The following is a 21685-nucleotide window of genomic DNA, read 5'->3' as shown; positions in this document are numbered from 1 at the left end:
ATGAATACAGATAAGAGTCAAAACAACGAGCGGTTATCGAAACATAGTTAAGAAATTGAGAAAATAAAATGAGCACTTCAAGCAAATCAAACAATAGCGACATCGTCCAAAAACTATGGAACCTCTGTGACGTACTGCGTGACGATGGCATTAACTATTCTGATTACGTTACCGAGCTCGTCTTGCTACTGTTCATTAAAATGGTGCATGAGAACACTGAAGCTGGGCTGCTGAACAAACATACTTTGCCTGAAGGCTGCCGCTGGAGCGATTTAAGCGATAAAGACGGCTTAAACTTGCTTGATGATTACAAACGCATGCTGTTAACCCTATCGACAGGTAAAGACAGCGAGGGTAATACCTTACACGCGGATCCACTAATTCTAGCGATTTATGCCGATGCGCAAACCCGCCTGCGTGAGCCGCGCCACCTAAAGCAGCTGATAAAATCACTCGATTCGATTGACTGGTTCAGTGCGCAAAAAGATGGCTTAGGTGACTTGTATGAAGGCTTGTTAGAGAAGAACGCCAACGAGACCAAATCAGGCGCAGGCCAGTACTTCACTCCGCGCGCGCTGATCGACTCGATGGTGCGAGTGATCAACCCACAGGCCGGCGAAGTTATTCAAGATCCGGCTGCGGGCACCGCAGGCTTTTTGATAGCGGCCGATCGTTATATTAAAGAGCAAACCGATGAGCTGTTTGATTTAACAGGAAAACAACAAGCCTTCCAAAAGAACAACGCCTTTGTCGGTGTTGAGCTGGTGCCATCTACCCGCCGCTTAGCACTAATGAACTGCTTACTGCATGGCATGGAAGGGGACGACGAAGGCGTCGTGCACCTAGGCAATTCTCTCGGTCAAGTGGGTGCGGCATTACCAAAAGCCGATATCATCCTCGCTAACCCGCCCTTTGGCACCAGCAAAGGCGGTGATGCCTCCATTACCCGCGATGATTTAACGTACCCCACCAGCAACAAGCAGCTGGCCTTTTTGCAGCATATCTACCGCAACTTAAAAGCCGGTGGTCGTGCAGCCGTGGTACTGCCAGATAACGTTTTGTTTGAAGCCGGCGTCGGCACCAGTATCCGCACCGATTTGATGAACAAGTGCAACCTGCACACCATTTTGCGTTTACCAACCGGTATCTTCTATGCCGCAGGCGTGAAGACTAATGTGCTGTTCTTCACCAAAGGCTCAGAAAAGGATATCCGCCAAGAAGAAAACTGCACCACTAACACTTGGGTGTATGACCTACGTACCAACATGCCCAACTTTGGCAAGCGCACCCCGTTTGGTGAGCAACACCTTAAACCATTTGAAGCCGTTTGCAATGTGGCGTTAGCCGACCGTAAGGAAGGGGAGTGGTCGTTTAATGCCGAAGAGGTTGAAGCGGAAAGCACAGAGGTTAATAAGGGAGTAGACCCGCGTCTCGCGCACAGTCGTTGGCGTATGTTCAGTCGTGAATTTATCCGCGACACCAAAGGTGATTCGCTAGATATTAGCTGGCTGAAAGATGCCAACAGCGTCGATGCCGCAACATTAGGCACCCCTGAGGAACTCGCAGGTCAAGCCATGACTGAACTGAAAGGTGCATTGGCAGATCTTGAGGACTTGGTTGCGTCACTAGCTGGTGGGGTGAAAGGATGAGTCAAGTGATTCCTGAGGGCTGGGTGAAAACTTCTTTATCTGAAGTTGTTACCGTCAACCCAAAACATAAAGATTTAGAGGACCAAGTGGCAGGTTTTGTGCCCATGGCACTTGCGCCTACGGACTTCAATGGCACTTTGAATTACGAAGAACGTCAGTGGGATAAAATTAAAAAAGGCTACACTCACTTCGCAACAGGTGATGTGATTTTTGCCAAGGTTACCCCTTGCTTCGAAAACGGAAAAGCAGCAATAGTTAAAGAACTGCCTAATGATATCGGTGCAGGCAGTACCGAATTTTATGTTTTGCGCCCTGCAATCAAATATATCTCTGTTAATTACATTTTTGCTGTAATCAAGAGTTATGAGTTTTTGCAAACTGGTGCTGAAAACATGACTGGTGCAGTAGGTCTGCGAAGGGTTCCTAAGAAGTTTGTCGAAGATTTTAAAATTAGCCTCCCCCCACTAGCCGAACAAAAAGTCATTGCCGACAAACTGGATGAGCTGCTGGCGCAGGTAGAAAGCACCAAAGCCCGCCTCGATGCTATCCCTGCCATCTTAAAATCATTCCGCCAATCCGTCCTCGCCGCCGCCGTGAATGGCAAATTGACAGAAGAGTGGCGTGGGGATAATGACGTTGCTTTATCTTCATGGAAGACAGTGAAAGTCGGTGACTTTGTGCAAGCTATTGAGGCAGGGAAAAGCCTAAAGTGTATAGAGACGCCACCGAATCAGAATGAATTTGGCATCATCAAAATTAGTGCTGTTACTTGGGGGGTTTATGATGAAAATGAAAGTAAGACATTACCCAGTAATGATTTATTCATTGAAAATCGACGAGTAAAAGTCGGAGACTTGCTAATTTCTAGGGCTAATACGATGGAGTTACTTGGTAATCCTGTAATCGTCCACAGTGTCACTAAAAACTTAATGTTAAGTGATAAAGTCTTACGCTTAGTTATGGAAGAGGCTAATAAACCGTGGGTTAGTATATTTTTGCGGTCGAAAGCCGGTAGAAAAGAAATTGAATCACGTTCAACTGGCAATCAAATGTCAATGAGGAATATTGGTCAAAAGGCATTGCTAGATATCGGGTTACCAAAAGCGACAGAATCAGAGCAAGCCGAAATCATCCGCCGTGTTGAAGAGCTGTTCTCCTTCGCCGATAAAGTCGAAGCGCAGGTGAATGCCGCGCAAGTGAGTGTTAATAACCTCACCCAGTCGATACTTGCCAAAGCCTTCAGAGGCGAGCTGACCGCCGAGTGGCGCGCCGCGAATCCTGATTTGATTAGTGGTGAAAACAGCGCCGAAGCCCTGCTTGAGCGCATTAAAGCTGAGCGTAAAGCGCTTGCTGGTAAAAAGAAGCCAGCTAAAAAACTGAGTTCAAGGAATAAAATCTAATGCGTCTGTTATCTTTGAGCCTGCAAGAACAGTATAAGGGGTTGAAGGATCAAGCATTTGATTTTTCAGAGTCACAAGGACAAGTGATAGCTCTTATAGGTCTTAATGGTTCTGGTAAGTCACCGCTCATTGAGCTTATTGGGGAGTTTCATCGCAAAATCTTTCACATCGGTGGCTATTTGGGGAATGTATCATTTGCTAGACACTCTTTTGATTCCGGTTTTTTTGAATATTCCTTAATAAATCTAGCGCTATCCTTTTTAAATAATCGCGTCCATTCCACTTGTAGATGTTGGCAGGAAAAATCCTGGCCATTGTATTCAAAATGCGGACGAAGGTATTTCAGGTAATATTTCTGTCCTTTATCGATATCTGCCGAAGCATTGAATGTATGTAGATCCCGATCAGCGCTGGTTGAAATACGGTGATATATCGCTATGCGTTGGCGAAATAACTATTTTCTACATTTTGAATGAATATTCTAAAGAGAAGCGCTTTATTTGAAATAAATCCTCACTAATTTAGCTCGGATATGCACAGTTCAAGGTTAAGCTCGCATCGCTTTACAGAAGCCTCAAAAAATAACCGCATAAATATATGTTAAAACTCTTTTATTTCAGGTGGTTAAGTTGTGAAAAATACAGCTGTAAAAATTGAATTTTTTATCATCTTTAATTATCAGTAAAATCGATTAAGGAGTGATTTTCGTGCCAGGATGGTCAACTTTATGACTTAACTATAAGAAACAGGGCAAAGATAACAAAGTTAAGTCAATAAAAAATTGGGATTGCCCGAATGATTGGCAGTTGCAGCACGGGAGTGGTGCCTGGGTAGCTAATCATATTGAAAATGAGATAAAAATCAGTTGTAAATTTACCAAGGTATTAAATCTTTGGTATTTTATTTTACTAAAAACCTGTTTTAATACGCAAATCAACTGGTGTTAATTGATCATCCAGTTTAACTCTCTATTATCTTATTTATTGATAGCTTTATTTGCTGTCTATTGGTGGTTCGATATGTCTGTTAAAGGTCAGTTCAACATGCGCAATGCTGCGGCAGATACATTTGCCATGGTTCTTTTTAGCTTTGTTACCGGCATGATGATTGAAGTTTTTGTCTCTGGTATGACATTCGAACAGTCTTTAGCGTCGCGAACCTTGTCGATTCCCGTCAATATTGCCATTGCATGGCCTTACGGTGTTTTCCGTGATTATGTTTTACGTTCCGGCTACTGCCTGTCACCCAGCCGTTGGATGAAAGGTCTGTCAGATATGGTGGCTTATGTATTATTTCAGTCTCCGGTATACGCAGGCATTTTGTGGGTAGTGGGTGCGGATGCAGACCAAATTATGACAGCCGTTACCAGTAGCGCTCTTGTGTCCGGTGCGCTTGGTATCGTCTACGGTCAGTTTCTTGATGTTTGCCGTCGCATGTTTAAAGTGCCAGGCTACTATCAGGAAGAAGGTGCTTATGATGATGGGTTGTTCTAATAAAAATGGTGAATCAACCTGTCTCAGTGAGTAAAAACAAGTGATTGGCCCAAGAATAAAACGATTTGATCTAATAGTCGGCAATCGGACGGCAATTGAAGAAAAGCCCTTGACCCTAAGTCATTAAGCCATTACATTAGCCGCCGTTGAGACGCACAGCGTTCAACAATAATGTGGTGAGGTGTCCGAGTGGCTGAAGGAGCACGCCTGGAAAGTGTGTATACGGCAACGTATCGAGGGTTCGAATCCCTCCCTCACCGCCATCATCTTTTAAGATGAAAAAATTGGAGAGATGGCTGAGTGGTTGAAAGCACCGGTCTTGAAAACCGGCATACGTTTATAGCGTATCTAGGGTTCAAATCCCTATCTCTCCGCCACATTCAAAAAAACCGCTGAATTGTCAGCGGTTTTTTTATATCTGATGCTTGAGAGAACCAAGGGTTCAAATCCTCTAATACCCAAAGCGCTCCGCCACATTCAAGAAAACCGCTGCACTAGCAGCTAATGCCGGTCAGCTTAACTAACGGGTATTTGCCATATCAACCAGGGTAGGCGTTTGTCTTATCTCTGTCCTTTATAATTCATTGACATTTTGCTCCAATACCATAGCCTTACAGCATCTAACCAATGAGGCAATCGTCATCATGACCTGCAAAGAAATTTTTAATCCCGAGCTATGGAATGAAGTCCCTGGCTTTGATTTTGAAGATATCACCTACCATCGCGCCAAAGCGCACGGTACGGTTCGTATTGCAATCAGCCGCCCTGATTGCTTGAATGCATTTCGTCCGAAAACTGTCGATGAGCTTTTCACGGCTCTTGACCATGCTCGTCAATGGTCTGATGTTGGCTGTGTATTGCTAACGGGTAATGGTCCGTCGAAGAAAGGCCAGTGGTCGTTCTCTTCAGGTGGAGACCAGCGTATCCGAGGTAAAGACGGTTATAAATACGAAGGTGAAGAAGCGGGTAAAGCAGATGTTGCTCGCATGGGCCGTTTGCATATCCTTGAAGTGCAGCGCATGATTCGTTTCATGCCGAAAGTCGTGATTGCTGTTGTACCTGGCTGGGCAGTTGGCGGCGGCCATAGCCTGCATGTGGTGTGCGACTTGACCCTGGCGTCGAAAGAGCATGCTATTTTCAAGCAAACAGATCCTGATGTTGCATCATTCGATTCCGGCTACGGTTCGGCTTATCTGGCAAAGATGATTGGCCAGAAACGTGCCCGTGAAATCTTCTTCTGTGGTTTTAACTACAGTGCCCAGGAAGCCTATGATATGGGGATGGTCAACAAGGTTGTGGATCACTTTGAACTGGAAAATGAAGCTCTACTCTGGGCGAAAGAGATCAACAGCAAGTCGCCAACAGCGATGCGAATGCTGAAATATGGCTTCAACCTACCGGATGACGGCCTTGTTGGACAGCAGTTGTTTGCCGGTGAAGCGACTCGTCTGGCTTACGGCACCGAAGAAGCCCAAGAAGGGCGTGATGCCTTTTTGGAAAAACGCGATCAGGACTTCAGCCGCTTCCCTTGGCATTATTAAGTTATCTTCGCGGATTAAAACGTTCTGTTGAGCAATAAAATGATCCTCTGAGAATGTCAAAATCCAGTATCTAACCTAGGTACTGGATTTTTTGGTTATATCAACCTATTGATAAATAACGTCTGAATATTGAGATAAATAGACAGACGTATAGTTGGTCTTTGCGCCGTTTTATTTAAGTGGCGAATGATTAATCGGACCCTTAATAACTGTTTTGCCATCAACCTTGAAACAGATATCTTTGTCTTCCAAGGTCACATCGACGATGCATTGCTTTTTTCCTCCCTGATTGATCAAGTAAGAAGCCAGCGGGTTTTCCAGTTGTTTTTCTATCTCACGGCGTAGTGGTCTGGCACCAAAATTGATGTCAAACCCGTCGGTTGCCAGTTTGTCGATCACGGCTTCATCAACATTCAAGGTGATCTCATTTTCCAGCAGGCGTGACTGCAGCTCGGCAACCATCATGTGGGCAATCAGCAGAACATGATTTCTCTCCAGAAAATGAAAGACGATAATATCGTCAAGGCGGTTTAAAAATTCCGGCTTAAAGAATCGCTTCACTTCCTGCAGGACATTGCGCTTGGCATCCTCATAACTGGGGGTGACCGAAGACATGAAACCAATTTGCTTGTGATCGGGCCCCAGGGTTTCGACCCCCAGGTTTGAGGTGCCGATGATCACTGTGTTGCGAAACGAGACTTGTCTCCCCTGGGCATCGGTCAGGTGACCATCTTCGAGGATCTGAAGCAGCATATTAAACACATCCGGGTGGGCCTTCTCAATTTCATCCAGCAAGACAACCGAATAGGGGTTGCGGCGTACTTTCTCAGTAAGCTGTCCGCCCTCGCCGTAGCCAATATAACCCGGAGGTGCGCCGATCATTTTTGACACTTCATGCCGCTCCATATATTCCGACATGTCCAGCTGGATAATACGTGACTCATCATCGAGTAAAAATTCGGTGAGGGCTTTTGCCAAGGCCGTTTTGCCTGAACCTGTCGGACCCAAAAAGAGAAAGGAACCGATTGGACGTTTGGATTGCGAAATCCCGGCGCGATTTCGGCGGATTGCATGCGATACCGATTTAATGGCGTCATCCTGACCGGCAATGCGTTTATGCAAATTGGTTTCCATGTGGCCAAGTTTCTCGGCTTCCGATTCAACCATTCTCGCGACGGGAATGCTTGTCCACTTCGCCACAACGGCGGCAATATCTTCGGCGGTGACGACCTTTGCGGTGTTGGCTATGGTCTTCTGCCACATCTGCCGCTCAGTATCCAGCTCTTCCAGTGTTTTACTCAGTTCCATTTGATGAGAGGCTGCAGTTTCATAATCTTGCCGATCAAAGGCTGCTTGTTTTTTAGTTAATAACTGCTGGCGTTTTTTTTCCATTTTACGCAATTTGGTCGGCATGGCGATAAACTGGAGACGTTTGTGGGCGCCGGCTTCATCGAGCAGATCGACAGCTTTGTCCGGCAGATTGCGATCGGCGATATAACGTTCGGATAAACGGGCAGCAGCCTGCAGGGCTTCGCTATCATAGCTGATTTGATGGTGTTTTTCGTACTTGGAGCAAATGCCTTCGAGGATTTGAACAGTTTCCTCGACCGTCGGTTCTTTGACCCAAACTGGCTGAAAGCGACGCTCCAGTGCTTTGTCCGACTCGATGTACTTGCGATATTCATCGGTGGTATCGGCCCCGATGACTTGAAGACTGCCTTTAGCCAATGCGGTTTTGAGCAGCGAGGGGGCATCCAGCCCACCGGGCGTCGCTCCGGCTCCTACTACTGTGTGCAATTCGTCGATAAATAGAATAATACGCCCTTCGGCCTCTATAATGGCATCACGCACACCGATTAATCGTTGTTCAAATTCACCGCGCATATTCGAACCCGCAACAATTTGTGCCATATCCAGCGATAATATGCGCTTATTGATTAACGTTTCCGGTACATCGGCCTCGGCCATGCGCTGGGCTATTCCTTCTACGATCACGGTTTTACCGACACCCGCCTCACCGATCAGTACCGGATTATTTTTCTTGCGGCGAGAGAGAGTCTGGATCACCCGATCCATTTCTTCTTCGCGCCCGATCACCGGATCAAGCTCTCCCTTTAAGGCTTGTTCAGTCAGATCTACCGTAAATTCCTTCAGTACATTTACCCGGCTTTCAGCATCCGCGGTGGTAAGAATATTGCCTTCCCGTTTTTTCAGTAACTCAGCCCGAACCTGGCTCTGGGTTAAGCCTGTTGTTTTCAGGATCTGGGCGGCAGGCCCGGACTTCTCGTCAAACAACGCAATCAGTAAAATGTCGGTACCAATATATGTATCACCGATACGGTTGGCTTCCTGGCTGGCAATTTCAAGGGCTTTATCGGCATCTGGGGCTGTCGTGATCTTCTCAATATTAAAGTTTTGTTGCGGGGGGTGCTGCTGATAGATGAGATCCATCATCGCTTTGCGTTTGATGGCATGATCAGGTAGTAAAGAGGTCAGAATATCAAGTGCTTCCGATTTATCCTGTAGCAATAAACCCAATAGAATAAAGTCGGATGTCAGCGTAAACAAATGCAGGCTAATCAGTTCGTTTACTGCTATTTGCAGTATTTCATGGACTTTTTGAGTGCTTTGATGAACGTATTGCTGAAACATGCTCAGCTCCTTGTCTGTTTCAAAAGAAGGCTGCTTTATACAGGCTCGCTATCTCCAGCAATCCCTTGTTTAATAATATAGTCCCAAGTTTCCGCCTGTAGGTATTTATTGTCATTTATATATGGTCGCTAATACCAACCGGGATAATGATCACTATTAGTATTAACGACCATATTGCACGACTTAAGCTGAAGTTGATTTGTTACTTATATAAATCCATAGAGGCTCTAAGGGAGGCGGGTGATAAGTGGCCATCGCTTATTTATAAAATCGATATCTCTTGCTCATCGAGTATCTGCCACACTTATCAGTGCTGGAAATTACCATATACAACGACGTCCCCTCATTGTATTCGGCCACAGCGGCTTGGACATATTTGCTATGCCAAGTAGTGCTTTTTATACTTTTTTGTTGATTAAAAGAAACTGACTGTTTACAACTGTAAACAGTCCTTCTGTTATCTATCAACTATAAAGTGATCATTATCATACTTATAAATAAGTACTTACAGTCGCGTTGCAGAAATTGTCCGAGATCAAGTTTCGATATGATCCCCAGGTGGTATAAAACAACTCAAGCGAAAAGTCGTGAATTCGATGATACTCATTACAAATAGAGTATTTGCTCAGTATAAAAATATCTGGCATATGGAACGGGTAATTTTAGATTTTGCAGAGTGCTATCGTAATTAGTATTTGATAATTATGGAGAGTTTTTATGAGTAGCGCATTTTTCATTCCTGCTGTTAATCTGATGGGTGCTGGCTGCCTGACTGACGCGGCAGATGCAATTAAAGCTCACGGCTTTAACAAAGCGTTAATTGTGACGGATAAAGTACTGAACCAGATTGGTGTAGTAAAGCAGGTTGTGGATCTGTTAGCTGAGCGCGACGTTGAAGCCGTTGTTTTTGACGGGACACAACCAAACCCAACAATTGGCAACGTTGAAGCGGGTCTTGGACTGCTGAAAGCAAACGAATGTGACTGTGTGATCTCTCTTGGTGGCGGCTCTCCACATGACGCCGCGAAAGGCATTGCGCTTGTTGCCGCTAACGGCGGCAAGATTGCTGACTATGAAGGTGTTGACCAGTCTGCGAAGCCTCAGTTGCCACTGATTGCAATTAACACAACAGCGGGTACCGCTTCTGAAATGACGCGTTTCTGCATCATCACGGATGAAGCGCGACATATCAAGATGGCTATCGTTGACAAGAACACAACACCGCTGATGTCTGTCAATGACCCTAAGTTAATGCTTGCAAAACCAGCTTCGCTAACTGCTGCAACGGGTATGGACGCACTGACTCACGCAATCGAAGCGTACGTTTCAATTGCGGCAACACCAATTACTGATGCTGTAGCAATCAAATCAATTGAACTGATTCAGGCACACCTGCGTACAGCAGTGAAAGATGGCCAGAACCTTGAAGCGCGTGAGCAAATGGCATACGCACAGTTCATGGCGGGTATGGCATTTAACAATGCATCTCTGGGTTATGTACACGCAATGGCGCACCAGTTAGGTGGTTTCTACGATCTGCCACACGGTGTGTGTAATGCGGTACTGCTACCTCATGTTCAGCGTTACAACGCACAGGTGTGTCCTGAGCGTCTTCGTGATGTTGCCAAAGCAATGGGCATCAATGTAGAAGGTATGACAGCAGAACAAGGTGCTGATGCAGCATTGGAAGCCATTCAGGTATTGTCGAACGATGTCGGTATCCCGGCTGGTCTGAAAGAGCTTGGTGCGAAGGATAAAGATATTTCGATTCTTGCAGATAACGCACTGAAAGATGCTTGTGGTTTTACTAACCCGAAACAAGCAACGCACGAAGAAATCTCAGCAATTTACGCGGCAGCGATGTAATACGGTGTTAACTGTCTGGCATAAAGCCAGATAAAAGTAAAAACGGGCAGCACAAAAGTGTTGCCCGTTTTTTTGTGCCTTTAATACAGCAGTCCATTAATTATCTGAATGCTTATACCCAGGTTCCCAGGTTAGTATAAAGATGGTTATCTTGTATCACAGCAATGGGCTAAACATATAAAACACCTGCTCGATGAGTTTATTGAGTACCGGACGTTGGGCCCATTCTTTCTCATCCAGGCAAGTTGAATTCTTTATATACTCTTGTTGCAGCCAGCTCAACTGGTGGGTGAATTCCGGGTCATCGACAACCATGGTGACTTCAAAGTTCAGCCATAAGCTGCGCATATCCAGATTAACGGTTCCAATTAAGCAGTGACTGTCATCGATAATAACGGATTTGGTATGTAATAACCCCCCTTGGAAACGATGGATCTTCACGCCTGCGCTGAGCAATTCACTGAAAAATGAGCGGCTGGCCCATTCAACCATCACGGAGTCGTTTTTATCCGGCACAATGACATGGACGCTGATCCCACGTTGCGATGCACCTTTAAGGGCGTGGTGTAAATGTTCACTGGGGACAAAATAAGGCGTAGTGATAACCACACTTTCTTGCGCCTGATAAATACTGAGTAATAATACCTGGTGAATAATTTCATCTGGCATGCCAGGGCCGGAAGGGATCACTTGTACCGTATCGGTATTTTCTGCTGATGGTTTGATTTCGTCAGTAGGTAGGGGGGGTAAGAAGCGTTCACCGGTTTCCACCTCCCAATCCCACGCTTGGATGCCATTCAGAACAGAAACTGCCGGGCCTGTCAGACGAACCATAACATCAACCCATTGGCCGACACCGGCATCTACTTTGAAATGCTCAGGATCGACCAAGTTCATTGAGCCGGTATAAGCTATCTTGCTATCGATCACCACGATTTTTCGATGCTGGCGTAAATCCAGGCGTCGCAGGAACACACGCAAAGGAGTAACGGCAAGGGCTTCTGTGATCTCGATCCCCGCATGACGCATTAACTTCGGCCAGTGAGAGCGGAAGAAACGCATACTCCCGGCAGAATCGAGTAGGATTTTGACTGATACGCCACGCTTTGCAGCATGAATAAGCGTGATGGCCACTTCGTCGGCCAGCCCACCCGGATGCCAGATATAAAACTCAAAATGCACCGACTCTGTTGCCTGTTCAATGTCATCGATCAGTGAACATAAGATCTTATGGGGTGAATCCTGCAGCGAAAGTGAGTTGCCGGCTAGCCCTGGAATACCTAATCGCTTTTCACACAACTCGCTGATAGGCCGTGCATTTTTGCGCATTGACTGGGGTTGGTGGCCCGGACAATCGCTGAGTTTCCGGAACCAGTCGGCAAACGGAGCAAGCATTTCTTTAGCGCGTTCAGCCCGCTTTTTACCAAGCGTAAGCTCACCAAATAAGAAGTAAAAGATGATGCCGCCGATAGGGATGATATAGATAATCATCAGCCAGGCGAGAGAGACGCCAACGACACGGCGCTTTGATACCACCCGAATGGTCACACCGGCAATAATCAGCCAGTAAGCAAATACAGCTACCCAGGCTAAGACTTGATAAAACTGTTCCATGTGAATGACTTATAGACCGATTATGTTGTTTCTATTCTGCATCCATTCTTTAAAAAAACATAGCCTTAATACCAATTATGATCAATGTCTGAATTATACCGTCTTGTCTTACAGACCATGAATTGATGCTGAAATCTTTACCTGAGGGGGTATAGATAGGTTGGACGTAACAGAGAGAAGTTAAAAGTTCTAACAAAGAAGGATAAAGACAAAAGAATTGTTTGAGTAGCGGCTAAAATATAACCAAAAGAGGTTGAATTATTGCCAAATAAGAGTCACAGATCAAAAAATAGAAACGCAGGCTTCAAATTATATTCTTAAACTGTTCTACTTGCCAGTAGTGGAACGGGAATTGGTAGCTACCGAGTGTATATAATGCTTTACACTTACAGGCCGGTGAGAATCACTATCAGTGACATAATTAAACATAAATCATAAGAGACGTAGTATGGCAAGTAGCTCAAGAGCGCAATTTAGCTCACGGATAGGATTCATCTTGGCAGCAGCCGGTTCAGCGGTTGGTCTTGGCAATATTTGGGGGTTTCCGACCCAGGCAGCAAGTAACGGTGGTGCTGTTTTTCTTTTAGTATATCTATTAATGGTTTTTGCGTTGGCCTACCCATTGTTGGTGGCAGAGTTGACGATTGGTCGTTATGGCAGTGCAAACCCAATTAAATCAATTCGTTCGATTTGGCCTCAGCAACGTGGCGCTGCAACCGTTCTGGGCATCGCGGGTATGATTGCGGTATCAATGATCCTCAGTTTCTATGCCATTGTTGCAGGCTGGTTATTTGGCTTCCTGGTAGGGCCTATACTCGAAGCTCTGGGGTTAGTGAATGCGGCCGTTTGGCTGGAATCATTCAGCACCACTCGTAACCTGGTTCTGATGGTTGCCTTTATGGTGCTGACTATTATGGTCGTTCGTAATGGTGTAGCTAACGGGATTGAACGCTGGTCAACCCGATTAATGCCTGTCCTGATGATTTTGTTTGTTGTTATGGTGGCTTATATCCTGACCCAGGAGGGGGCAATTGAGGGGCTTAAAATGTATCTGGTTCCAGACTTTTCACATCTCAGCCCTGATTTGGTTGTGAGTGCAATGGGCCAGGCCTTCTTCTCACTGTCATTGGGTGTCTGTTCCATGATGGTATATGGCTCTTACCTGAAAAAAGATGCAAATTTGCCGAAAACGGCCGCGCAGGTTGCGTTGCTTGATACCTCTGTCGCCTTTATTGCCGGCATGCTTATTTTACCCGCGATGTTTGTCGCGCAGCACAACGGCGTAGAAATCTACAACGAAGCGGGTGCCTTGCTGGATTCTGATACTCTGGTCTTTAGTGTACTTCCTGCTATGTTCAATACCATGGGCGCTGGGGGTCTGTTTGTTGGTGTGATGTTCTTCGTGCTGATGGTGATTGCGGCGTTAACCTCATCGATTTCTATGCTTGAAGTGCCTGTCGCATGTGCAACAGAAGAGCTAAATCAAGACCGCAAAGTGGCAGTTTGGTGGATCGGCGGTCTGATCACCTTGTTCTCTGCGCTTATCGTATTCAACTTCGGCGATTTATTTGGTTTGGTTATTTCTTTAACCACTGAATATGCCCAGCCAATTTTGGGTATGTTGTTCGCTTTGCTTGTTGGTTGGGTGTGGAAGCGTGACAATGTACTGAAAGAAATCAAAGAAGGTTACCCGGAGCTGGAGCAAGGTCTGTTCTGGAAAATCTGGCCGTGGTATGTACGTGTTGTTTGCCCGGTCATGATGCTGATGGTGTTCTTTGCCTAATCGCGAGTTATAACAAAGGATAAATAAAGCCGCTCCATTGAGCGGCTTTTGTGTTTAATCGCAAACGGTATATACTCCGCATCTTGACGTTCTGTCTTATTTACTGGTATCTGGCTATGTTTACTCTGGTTTATCAACATTCTGACTTTCTGGTTATCAATAAACATCACGGAGTGAGTGTACATAAAGACGATAATGATCAGCCCCTGCTTGCAGAAGTGGCGAAACAGACAGGCGATGAAAAACTATATCTGATCCACCGGTTAGATAAGATGACATCAGGCTTGCTGCTACTAGGTCGCAACCGTAAAGCCGCTGCAGAGCTGTCAGCTAACTTTGCTAACCGAGATGTCGAAAAGTTTTATGTGGCAATCGGAACAAAAAAACCGAAGAAAAAGCAAGGCGTCGTGGTCGGTGATATGACTCGCTCTCGCAGAAGCAGTTGGAAACTCGAATCGAGTAAGGAGAACCCAGCGATTACCCAGTTCTTTTCCACCGCCGCAGGAAACGGTCGCCGTTTGTTCTTATGCAAACCGCATACAGGTAAAACCCATCAGATCCGAGTGGCATTGAGAAGTGTAGGCTCTGGCATCACCGGTGATGAGATTTATGGTTGTGAAGCTGCAGACCGCGGATATTTACATGCTTTTGCCTTATCGTTTCCTTATCAAGGTCAGAAACAGCAATTTCTCTGTCCGCCTGAAGCTGGCATGCTATGGCAAACTGAGGAGGTGAAACAAGCGCTCACTGAATGGCAGAGCCCATGGGAGCTGACTTGGCCTAATCTGTCGGTTAAGAAGTAAAGCCGTCGATGATAAAAAGCTTTTTATCACTAACTTGAGCGAAATTGAGCAATCGCAATTATATTTTTGATACAGATCACATATAATGCTGCCAAGGATTTACCTGGTCTGAGGAAAAAAATGCGCCTTACCCGCTCAGTATCGCTTCGCATGCGTCTTAAAAAGAAAAAAAACCAATCTCGTTTTTGGGACCAAGCATCAATCCGCCGCAATAGTCAAAAAATCAAAAACCGCATTAAACGTCAAAGACAAGTGCGCATTAGCGCTGAATATGTCGTCCTCGCGAATAATCGCCTTCCTGAGGAAGAGTTGAAATTAGTAGCCTGATCGCAAATTTAATGTATAGAATGTCGCTCTTATTTCAATAAACCCAGTAGAGTTATGGAAACCAGCGCGTTACTTACTTTAGAACAACATCTGATTGCGGAACTGGCTACACCACCTGTAGAAGTTCGCCGCCTATTTCATGGTCGTGGCCGTTGCTGGTCTGGCTTAGAGCAAGTCACTGTTGACTGGTTGCAAGGACAAATCCTGGTTTCCTTGTTTAAGGAGCCTTCCGAAGCCTTTTTGAGCGAATTGCACTCGCTGTTAATGTCACTGACGGAAACGGATGCGTGGCAGCAAAGCAATGCAACCTCATTGCTCTTACAGCACCGTGATCGCCCGGGTGTACCGACCGAAGTCTTATGGGGTGAAAGCTCTGAATACCAGAATGTTGTTGAGAATGGCCTGACTTTCAAGCTGGATCTTGGCCGCAACCAGAATAACGGTTTGTTCCTTGATATGCGCTATGGCCGGCAGTGGGTACAAGATAATGCAGCAGGTAAGCGCATCCTTAACCTGTTTGCTTATACCTGTGGTTTTTCTGTCGCCGCGATTGAGGGTGGGGCAGAGCATGTTGTTAATCTGGATATGTCAAAGTCGGCACTGGGGCGTGGTCGAGATAACCACCATCTTAATCGCCATGACTTGAAAAAAGTGAGCTTTTTAGGCCATGAGTTATTTAAGTCTTGGGGTAAAGTCAGAAAGTTCGGCCCTTATGATCTGATTGTGATTGATCCGCCATCCTTCCAGAAAGGTAGCTTTGCTTTAACCAAGGACTATCAAAAAATCTTACGTCGTTTGCCTGAATTGCTGACTGAAAATGGCACGGTTTTAGCCTGCGTGAATGATCCTTCTGTCTCCTCACAGTTTCTGATCGACGGAATGGCAACTGAAGCGCCAGACTTGGTTTTTCAGCAGCGTTTAGAGAACCCGCCTGAATTTAACGATATTGATCCTGAAGGCGGCTTAAAAGCATTGATTTTCACACGAGACTAAAATAGCTCCCTTCAGGGTATTGACGTAATGCTGAAGGGAGCGAGAAAGCTTGTTCTGTATAAAAGCAATTGTTTGATAAACCTAGTGATTACCGCGCAAGCTGATTACAGTAGTCGGTATATACCAGTTGCTCAACCATCTTACGCCCGCGCATATCCATTATCACGATATTATATCTGACGCCTTCATTGAACAGCGGAGTAATTTCTTCGCTGTTACAGTAATTGCTGGCGGCTGTTTTCGCAGCCTGTGATGGTGTGATTTTACTGCCGCCACCATAAAGAATGGTGATCTCTACCGTGTTATCGCGCGCTTGAGCCTTCATAACCTGATATTGGTCGACCTTGTTATAAGGGGCTTTATTGTTGATTGAGGCGGCTCGGCTTTCTGCAAGCGCACGAGCAGTGTCATCCTGGCTTGAGGCGCAGCCACCTAATATCAGAAGAGCGCCAAGTGCTATAATTTTTTTCAACATGCTATGGCAATACTTTTTTGAATGGTTTAACAATCACGTTCTGATAAACGCCAGCGTCGATATAGGGGTCGGCATCAGCCCAGCACTGTGCTTCTTCCAAAGAATTAAACTCGGCAATGACCGTTGAGCCTGTGAAGCCGGCTTCTCCCGGGGTTTCACTATCGATTGCAGGCATCGGGCCAGCAACAAGAAGGCGTCCTTCGGCTTGCAGATCCTGCAGGCGGGCAAGGTGTTTTTCACGCACACTCAAACGGCGCTCTAAACTGTTTTCAATATCTTGAGAAAAAATCACATACCACATTCGCTTGTTACTCCCTTCATATTCGGCGATTTGACTGCCCTATAGTACCCAATAAACAGATCCAGGTTCAGGATTTTTTGCTGGCTGAGACTACATTTTATTGAATTACTTAGGCTTTTTTAATTGGACGGGGTCTTCCTTCGCTGTTAATGGCAACGTAGTTAAAGGTTGCTTCACAGACCCTGTAACGTTCGCCAATCCCTTCATGGGCGACAGGCTTCACCCAGACTTCCAGCGCGACACTCATAGAGGTATTGCCAATACGCTTACATTCACCGTAGCAACATACGACATCGCCCACACTTACAGGGGCTTTAAACGCAATACTGTCAACAGAAACAGTAACGACGCGACCGCTTGATATTTCTTTGGCCAGGATTGCACCTGCAAGGTCAAGCTGGGACATGATCCAGCCACCAAAAATGTCGCCATTGGCGTTAGTATCTGCTGGCATTGCCAGGGTGCGGAGCAGCAGTTGTCCGCGTGGGATGCTATTTTCTGTGTTCATTATTGTTTTAGGACTCTACTACTATTCTGAATCGGTTTCTTTGGGCATATGGTGGTAAATATAACCGCCCGTGGCAAGGGTAAAAATCAAAGTTAAGGCTAATAAGCCAAAGACCTTAAAATTAACCCAGACAGCAAGAGGGTAATTGAACGCGATATAGATGTTAATGATCGCACAGACGACAAAGAAAACGGTCCAGGCGAGATTGATGCGCATCCATATCGCCTCGGCTAAGCTGATCTCTTTACCGAGCATGGTCTTTATCAGAGGTTTGCGTACCAGCTGGCTGAAGGCTAAACCGACAGCAAAAATGCCATAGATAATGGTGACCTTCCACTTAATGAAATCCGCATCATGCAGAAACAGAGTTAGCCCACCAAACAGGGTGACCATTACCAAAGTGATCAGCTGCATTTTTTCAACTTTTTTGTATAAGAACCAGGTCAGTGCAACCTGAATTGCCGTCGCAAGCATTAATGCACCTGTCGCGACAAAAATATCGTGGGTTTTATATAAGATAAAAAAGATGATCAAAGGGATAAAATCGAGCAGTTGTTTCATTAAATGGCAGCCTCTGTGTTTAATGTCTTATAAGTATACCGTTATACGATTGACATAACCAAAAAAGGCTGCAGATCTAAGCCTGCAGCCTTTCTATTTTCAGGGATAAGAACGGATGGATCTGTCTTATGCCTGCTGTGCTTCCGGACTCATTTCACTGGTTTCATCTTTAACCAGATTATCAACGATAACGGCACATGCAGCATCACCAGTGATGTTTAGTGCAGTACGGATCATGTCGAAAATACGGTCAAGAGCGAACAGCAACGGTAAACCTTCGATTGGAATACCGGCCGATAGCAATACTGCCACAACCAAGAATGATGGTCCCGGAACACCGGCCTGACCAACCGCACCCAGAGTTGAGGTAACGATAATCGCAATGTATGCACTCATGCCCAGATCAATATTGAACATTTGCGCAAAGAAGATAGCCACTAATCCGTAGTAGATTGCGTTGCCACTCATATTGATGGTCGCGCCCAGCGGCAGTACAAACGAGGCTGTTGAGTTTTTAACCCCCAGCTCTTCTTCACAGGTTTCCATGGTTACCGGCAGAGTCGCCATTGATGATGCGGTAGAAAGTGCAACTGCCTGTGGTTTTTTCATCGCCGCGAGGAATTTGATTGGTGATGTTTTGCTAAACACCTTAATCATTAACGGGTAGAAAACGAAGCCGTAGATCAGAATTGCCGCAACATATACCACGAATAGTTTGAATACCACCATCAGGGCGCTGAAACCGAAGGTACCCACAGCATCGGCCATCAGACCGAATACACCTAATGGGGCGATCTTCATGACAACGTTGATCATCCACACCATGGCATCGACAATCGCATTGACGCCATTGATCAGCGGGTCACGACGCTCTTTCTCCAGCTTGGATACAGCGATACCGAAGAACAGACAGAACACCAAAATTTGCAGAATGTTAGCTTCATTCAGGGACTGGAAAACGTTAGTTGGGATCATACCCAGAATGGTTGCCCAGAATGAAGGTAGGTCACCTTTTTCCGCATAAGCATTAGAGAAGATGCCTTCAACACCAGACAGATCAACACCGATGCCTGGCTCGAAGACTTCACCCATAAACAGCGCCAGTGCCACGGCGACTGCCGAAGTGAAACCAAAGAACCCTAAGGTTGTCAGGCCAATTTTACCTGCAGCATGGCTGTTACCAAGGCCTGCCGCTCCAGAAATGATAGCCACCGCAACAAGTGGGATAACCAGCATTTTAATCAAGTGAATGAAGATATTACCTAAAGGGGCAAAGATGCTGGCCGAAGGCCCCATCATCGCGCCTGCAATAGTACCTACAACCATTGCAATTACGACTTGTACGCCGATGTTGCCTAATAATCCTTTTTCTTTTAACACTTTCGATACCTCTGTCGTGTTTGTTAAGTCTGTGCCGAGTTAAGTACTGTTGTTGTTATAAATGTTAACTCAATATATTGCAGATGTGTTTTTACACGCAATTTTAGGCATTATCAATAATTATTTCCGATGTATTGTTTTGGTGGTATTTCTTTGGGATATGTGTGGGGTGTGATTGTTTCATTCATTCTTGATATGTTAGCTGTAAATATCGATATTACTGGCTTTTGCCTTCTCCTTGTCTGGTAATGGAGGAATTTCTGAATTGTTATTCCAAATAAAAAAGCCGCACGTATCGTGCGGCTTTTTTGGCCTTTCTTAATTATTAGTTAAGTCGGCAAGCGGCCTTCATGCTACTGATAAACTGGCTGAGCTGATCCAGCATTGCGGGGTGGTTCTGCAGATTATGCTCGATAATTTTAACGACTGCTGAACCTGAGATTGCCCCTGCCGCACCTGCTTCCAGCGCTTCTTTAACTTGTGCGGGTTCTGAAATACCGAAACCGAGCAGTGCTGGTGGCGCGTTAAATGCCTGTAAGCTTTCGAGCAGATGATTGATCGGCATGCCGGCCTTCGTTTCAGCCCCCGTTACTCCCGCGCGCGAAAGCAGGTAAGTATAGCCACTGCCAAATTCTGATACCGTTTTTAGTGTGGCTTCATCGGCATTAGGTGGCGCGATAAAAATCGGGTGAATACCGTGCTTTTCGGCGGCTTGACGAAACTCGGCAGATTCTTTCACCGGGACATCAGCAATGAGGACGGAATCGACTCCTGCAACGGCACATTTCTTGTAGAACGTATCAATACCATCGGTAAAAACCAGGTTAGCGTACATTAGCAGGCCAATCGGCAATTCAGGATACTTAGCACGGATCTGAGCAAGCAGATCAAAGCAAACTGTAGGTGTTGTGCCAGATTCCAGAGCGCGAATGGTGGCTCCTTGAATTGTCGGGCCATCAGCCAGCGGATCAGAGAATGGGATCCCCAGCTCCAGGGCGTCAGCGCCTGATTCGACAAGTGTATCAATGATGTTCATTGATTGTTCTGGTGTCGGATCGCCGATGGTGACAAAAGGAACAAATGCGCCTTCATTTTTTTCCGCCAGGCGGTTAAATAATAATTGATAACGATCCATTACAGCGCTCCCTTAGCATCCAGAATATCGTGTACAGTGAAAATGTCTTTGTCGCCTCGGCCAGAAAGGTTAACAACCAGTAGTTGTTCTTTCTCAGGCGCTTCTTTAATCATTTTTAACGCATAGGCCAAGGCGTGAGCAGATTCCAGTGCCGGAATAATACCTTCATTACGAGCCAGTGACTGGAAGGCCTCAAGCGCTTCATCATCAGTTACAGCGCCATATTCAGCACGGCCTGTCGCATTCAGGTGAGCATGCTGAGGACCGACCGATGGGAAATCAAGCCCAGCAGAGACCGAGTAAGATTCTTCTACCTGACCGTGCTCATCCTGCATCAGTGGTGCTTTCATGCCAAAGAAGATCCCCAGCTTACCGTGCTTAAGCGGCGCACCGTGCATATTGGTGTCCAGACCTTTACCTGCTGGCTCAACACCAATCAGGCCAACCTCGGTGTCATCAATGAAATCAGCAAACATACCGATAGCATTTGAGCCGCCACCGACACAAGCAATCACGGCATCAGGCAGGCGTCCTTCTTTTGCTAAGATTTGCGCTTTGGTTTCTTCGCCAATAATGCGCTGGAATTCACGGACAATCGTCGGAAACGGATGGGGACCTGCTGCAGTGCCTAACAGGTAGTGGGCTTTCTCATAACTGCCAGACCAGTCACGCATGGCTTCATTGCAGGCATCTTTAAGTGTTGCAGAGCCAGAGTGGACCGGGATCACTTCAGCGCCCATCAGTTTCATTCGAAATACGTTCGGGCTCTGACGTTCCATGTCTTTGGCACCCATGTAAACACGGCATTTCAGGTTAAGCAGAGCACAAGCCAGTGCCGTCGCCACTCCATGCTGACCGGCCCCGGTTTCGGCGATAATTTCTGTTTTACCCATCCGCTTTGCCAGCAGGGCCTGACCCAGCACCTGATTGGTTTTGTGCGCGCCGCCGTGCAACAGATCTTCACGTTTCAGGTACAGCTTGGTTTTGGTACCTTTGGTCAGGTTCTGGCACAGGGTTAATGCGGTGGGACGGCCGGCATAATCTTTCAGTAAGCCCATAAACTCTTCCTGAAAAGCCGGATCTTGTTGCGCTTCTATAAAAGCGGCTTCGAGTTGATCTAACGCCGGAACCAGGATCTGTGGTACGTACTGGCCGCCAAACTCGCCGAAATAGGCATCTAATTTGCTCATAATTGTCTGTTATC

General features: G+C 46.1%; 19 protein-coding genes and 2 tRNA genes. 12 read left to right on the top strand and 9 right to left on the bottom strand.

Going from position 1 to position 21685, the window contains the following annotated elements; all coding sequences use genetic code 11:
* Positions 1-68 precede the first annotated feature (68 nt).
* The 7 genes from AC2204_RS06960 (at position 69) to AC2204_RS06930 (ending at position 6083) form a co-directional block, all read left to right on the top strand.
* On the top strand, positions 69-1649 hold the full coding sequence (locus AC2204_RS06960; protein ID WP_318924773.1) for a class I SAM-dependent DNA methyltransferase: 1581 nt from the start codon (positions 69-71) through the stop codon (positions 1647-1649).
* Positions 1646-3049: a restriction endonuclease subunit S gene (locus AC2204_RS06955; protein WP_318924772.1), complete on the top strand. Its 1404-nt coding sequence runs from the start codon at positions 1646-1648 to the stop codon at positions 3047-3049. Before AC2204_RS06960 ends, AC2204_RS06955 begins: the two co-directional genes overlap by 4 nt.
* A complete protein-coding gene (locus AC2204_RS06950; protein WP_318924771.1) occupies positions 3049-3399 on the top strand; it encodes an ATP-binding cassette domain-containing protein in 351 nt (116 codons plus the stop codon). Before AC2204_RS06955 ends, AC2204_RS06950 begins: the two co-directional genes overlap by 1 nt.
* 669 nt (positions 3400-4068) lie before the next feature.
* A complete protein-coding gene (locus tag AC2204_RS06945; RefSeq protein WP_318924770.1) occupies positions 4069-4542 on the top strand; it encodes an L-alanine exporter AlaE in 474 nt (157 codons plus the stop codon).
* A 175-nt stretch (positions 4543-4717) separates the two neighbouring features.
* Positions 4718-4805 (top strand) — tRNA-Ser (locus tag AC2204_RS06940).
* A 23-nt stretch (positions 4806-4828) separates the two neighbouring features.
* Positions 4829-4919 (top strand) — tRNA-Ser (locus AC2204_RS06935).
* 267 nt (positions 4920-5186) lie between these two features.
* On the top strand, positions 5187-6083 hold the full coding sequence (locus AC2204_RS06930) for a 1,4-dihydroxy-2-naphthoyl-CoA synthase (RefSeq protein WP_318924769.1): 897 nt from the start codon (positions 5187-5189) through the stop codon (positions 6081-6083).
* A gap of 171 nt (positions 6084-6254) precedes the next feature.
* Here the strand turns inward: AC2204_RS06930 and AC2204_RS06925 are convergent, their stop codons facing one another.
* Positions 6255-8735: an ATP-dependent Clp protease ATP-binding subunit gene (locus tag AC2204_RS06925; protein ID WP_318924768.1), complete on the bottom strand. Its 2481-nt coding sequence runs from the start codon at positions 8733-8735 to the stop codon at positions 6255-6257.
* Positions 8736-9452: 717 nt separating this feature from the next.
* On the opposite strand from AC2204_RS06925, the gene yiaY reads away from it, so the two are divergent.
* On the top strand, positions 9453-10601 hold the full coding sequence (gene yiaY, locus AC2204_RS06920) for an L-threonine dehydrogenase (protein WP_318924766.1): 1149 nt from the start codon (positions 9453-9455) through the stop codon (positions 10599-10601).
* Positions 10602-10757: 156 nt separating this feature from the next.
* On the opposite strand, the gene cls is transcribed toward yiaY, so the two are convergent.
* Positions 10758-12215, bottom strand: a complete 1458-nt coding sequence (gene cls, locus AC2204_RS06915) for a cardiolipin synthase (protein WP_318924765.1) — start codon at positions 12213-12215, stop codon at positions 10758-10760.
* Between the two features lie 448 nt (positions 12216-12663).
* Between cls and AC2204_RS06910 the strand changes: the two genes are divergently transcribed.
* The 4 genes from AC2204_RS06910 (at position 12664) to AC2204_RS06895 (ending at position 16121) form a co-directional block, all read left to right on the top strand.
* A complete protein-coding gene (locus tag AC2204_RS06910) occupies positions 12664-13998 on the top strand; it encodes a sodium-dependent transporter (RefSeq protein ID WP_318924764.1) in 1335 nt (444 codons plus the stop codon).
* A gap of 116 nt (positions 13999-14114) precedes the next feature.
* Positions 14115-14801: a TIGR01621 family pseudouridine synthase gene (locus tag AC2204_RS06905; RefSeq protein WP_318924763.1), complete on the top strand. Its 687-nt coding sequence runs from the start codon at positions 14115-14117 to the stop codon at positions 14799-14801.
* Between the two features lie 120 nt (positions 14802-14921).
* On the top strand, positions 14922-15128 hold the full coding sequence (locus AC2204_RS06900; RefSeq protein WP_318924762.1) for a hypothetical protein: 207 nt from the start codon (positions 14922-14924) through the stop codon (positions 15126-15128).
* 54 nt (positions 15129-15182) lie between these two features.
* On the top strand, positions 15183-16121 hold the full coding sequence (locus AC2204_RS06895) for a class I SAM-dependent methyltransferase (protein WP_318924761.1): 939 nt from the start codon (positions 15183-15185) through the stop codon (positions 16119-16121).
* An 88-nt stretch (positions 16122-16209) separates the two neighbouring features.
* On the opposite strand, the gene gspS2 is transcribed toward AC2204_RS06895, so the two are convergent.
* From gspS2 to trpB, 7 genes are all read right to left on the bottom strand, one after another.
* A complete protein-coding gene (gene gspS2 / locus AC2204_RS06890; protein ID WP_318924760.1) occupies positions 16210-16596 on the bottom strand; it encodes a type II secretion system pilot lipoprotein GspS-beta in 387 nt (128 codons plus the stop codon).
* Position 16597: 1 nt separating this feature from the next.
* Positions 16598-16897 (bottom strand): YciI family protein, encoded by a 300-nt coding sequence (locus tag AC2204_RS06885; RefSeq protein WP_318924759.1) that lies wholly within the window; start codon positions 16895-16897, stop codon positions 16598-16600.
* Positions 16898-17006: 109 nt separating this feature from the next.
* Positions 17007-17405 carry an acyl-CoA thioester hydrolase YciA gene (gene yciA, locus AC2204_RS06880; protein WP_318924757.1) on the bottom strand — a complete coding sequence of 133 codons (399 nt, stop codon included), beginning with the start codon at positions 17403-17405 and terminating at the stop codon, positions 17007-17009.
* A 21-nt stretch (positions 17406-17426) separates the two neighbouring features.
* Positions 17427-17966 (bottom strand): septation protein A, encoded by a 540-nt coding sequence (locus AC2204_RS06875; RefSeq protein WP_318924756.1) that lies wholly within the window; start codon positions 17964-17966, stop codon positions 17427-17429.
* 126 nt (positions 17967-18092) lie between these two features.
* Complete coding sequence (locus tag AC2204_RS06870) at positions 18093-19346, bottom strand: dicarboxylate/amino acid:cation symporter (protein ID WP_318924755.1); 1254 nt, start codon at positions 19344-19346, stop codon at positions 18093-18095.
* A gap of 325 nt (positions 19347-19671) precedes the next feature.
* Positions 19672-20481 (bottom strand): tryptophan synthase subunit alpha, encoded by an 810-nt coding sequence (gene trpA / locus AC2204_RS06865; protein WP_318924754.1) that lies wholly within the window; start codon positions 20479-20481, stop codon positions 19672-19674.
* On the bottom strand, positions 20481-21671 hold the full coding sequence (gene trpB / locus AC2204_RS06860) for a tryptophan synthase subunit beta (RefSeq protein WP_318924752.1): 1191 nt from the start codon (positions 21669-21671) through the stop codon (positions 20481-20483). Before trpB ends, trpA begins: the two co-directional genes overlap by 1 nt.
* Positions 21672-21685: the final 14 nt, after the last annotated feature.

It is taken from the genome of Photobacterium sp., from assembly GCF_057456235.1.
Note: the sequence above shows the minus strand (reverse complement) of the source record. Positions and strands in the feature narration are given on the sequence as shown.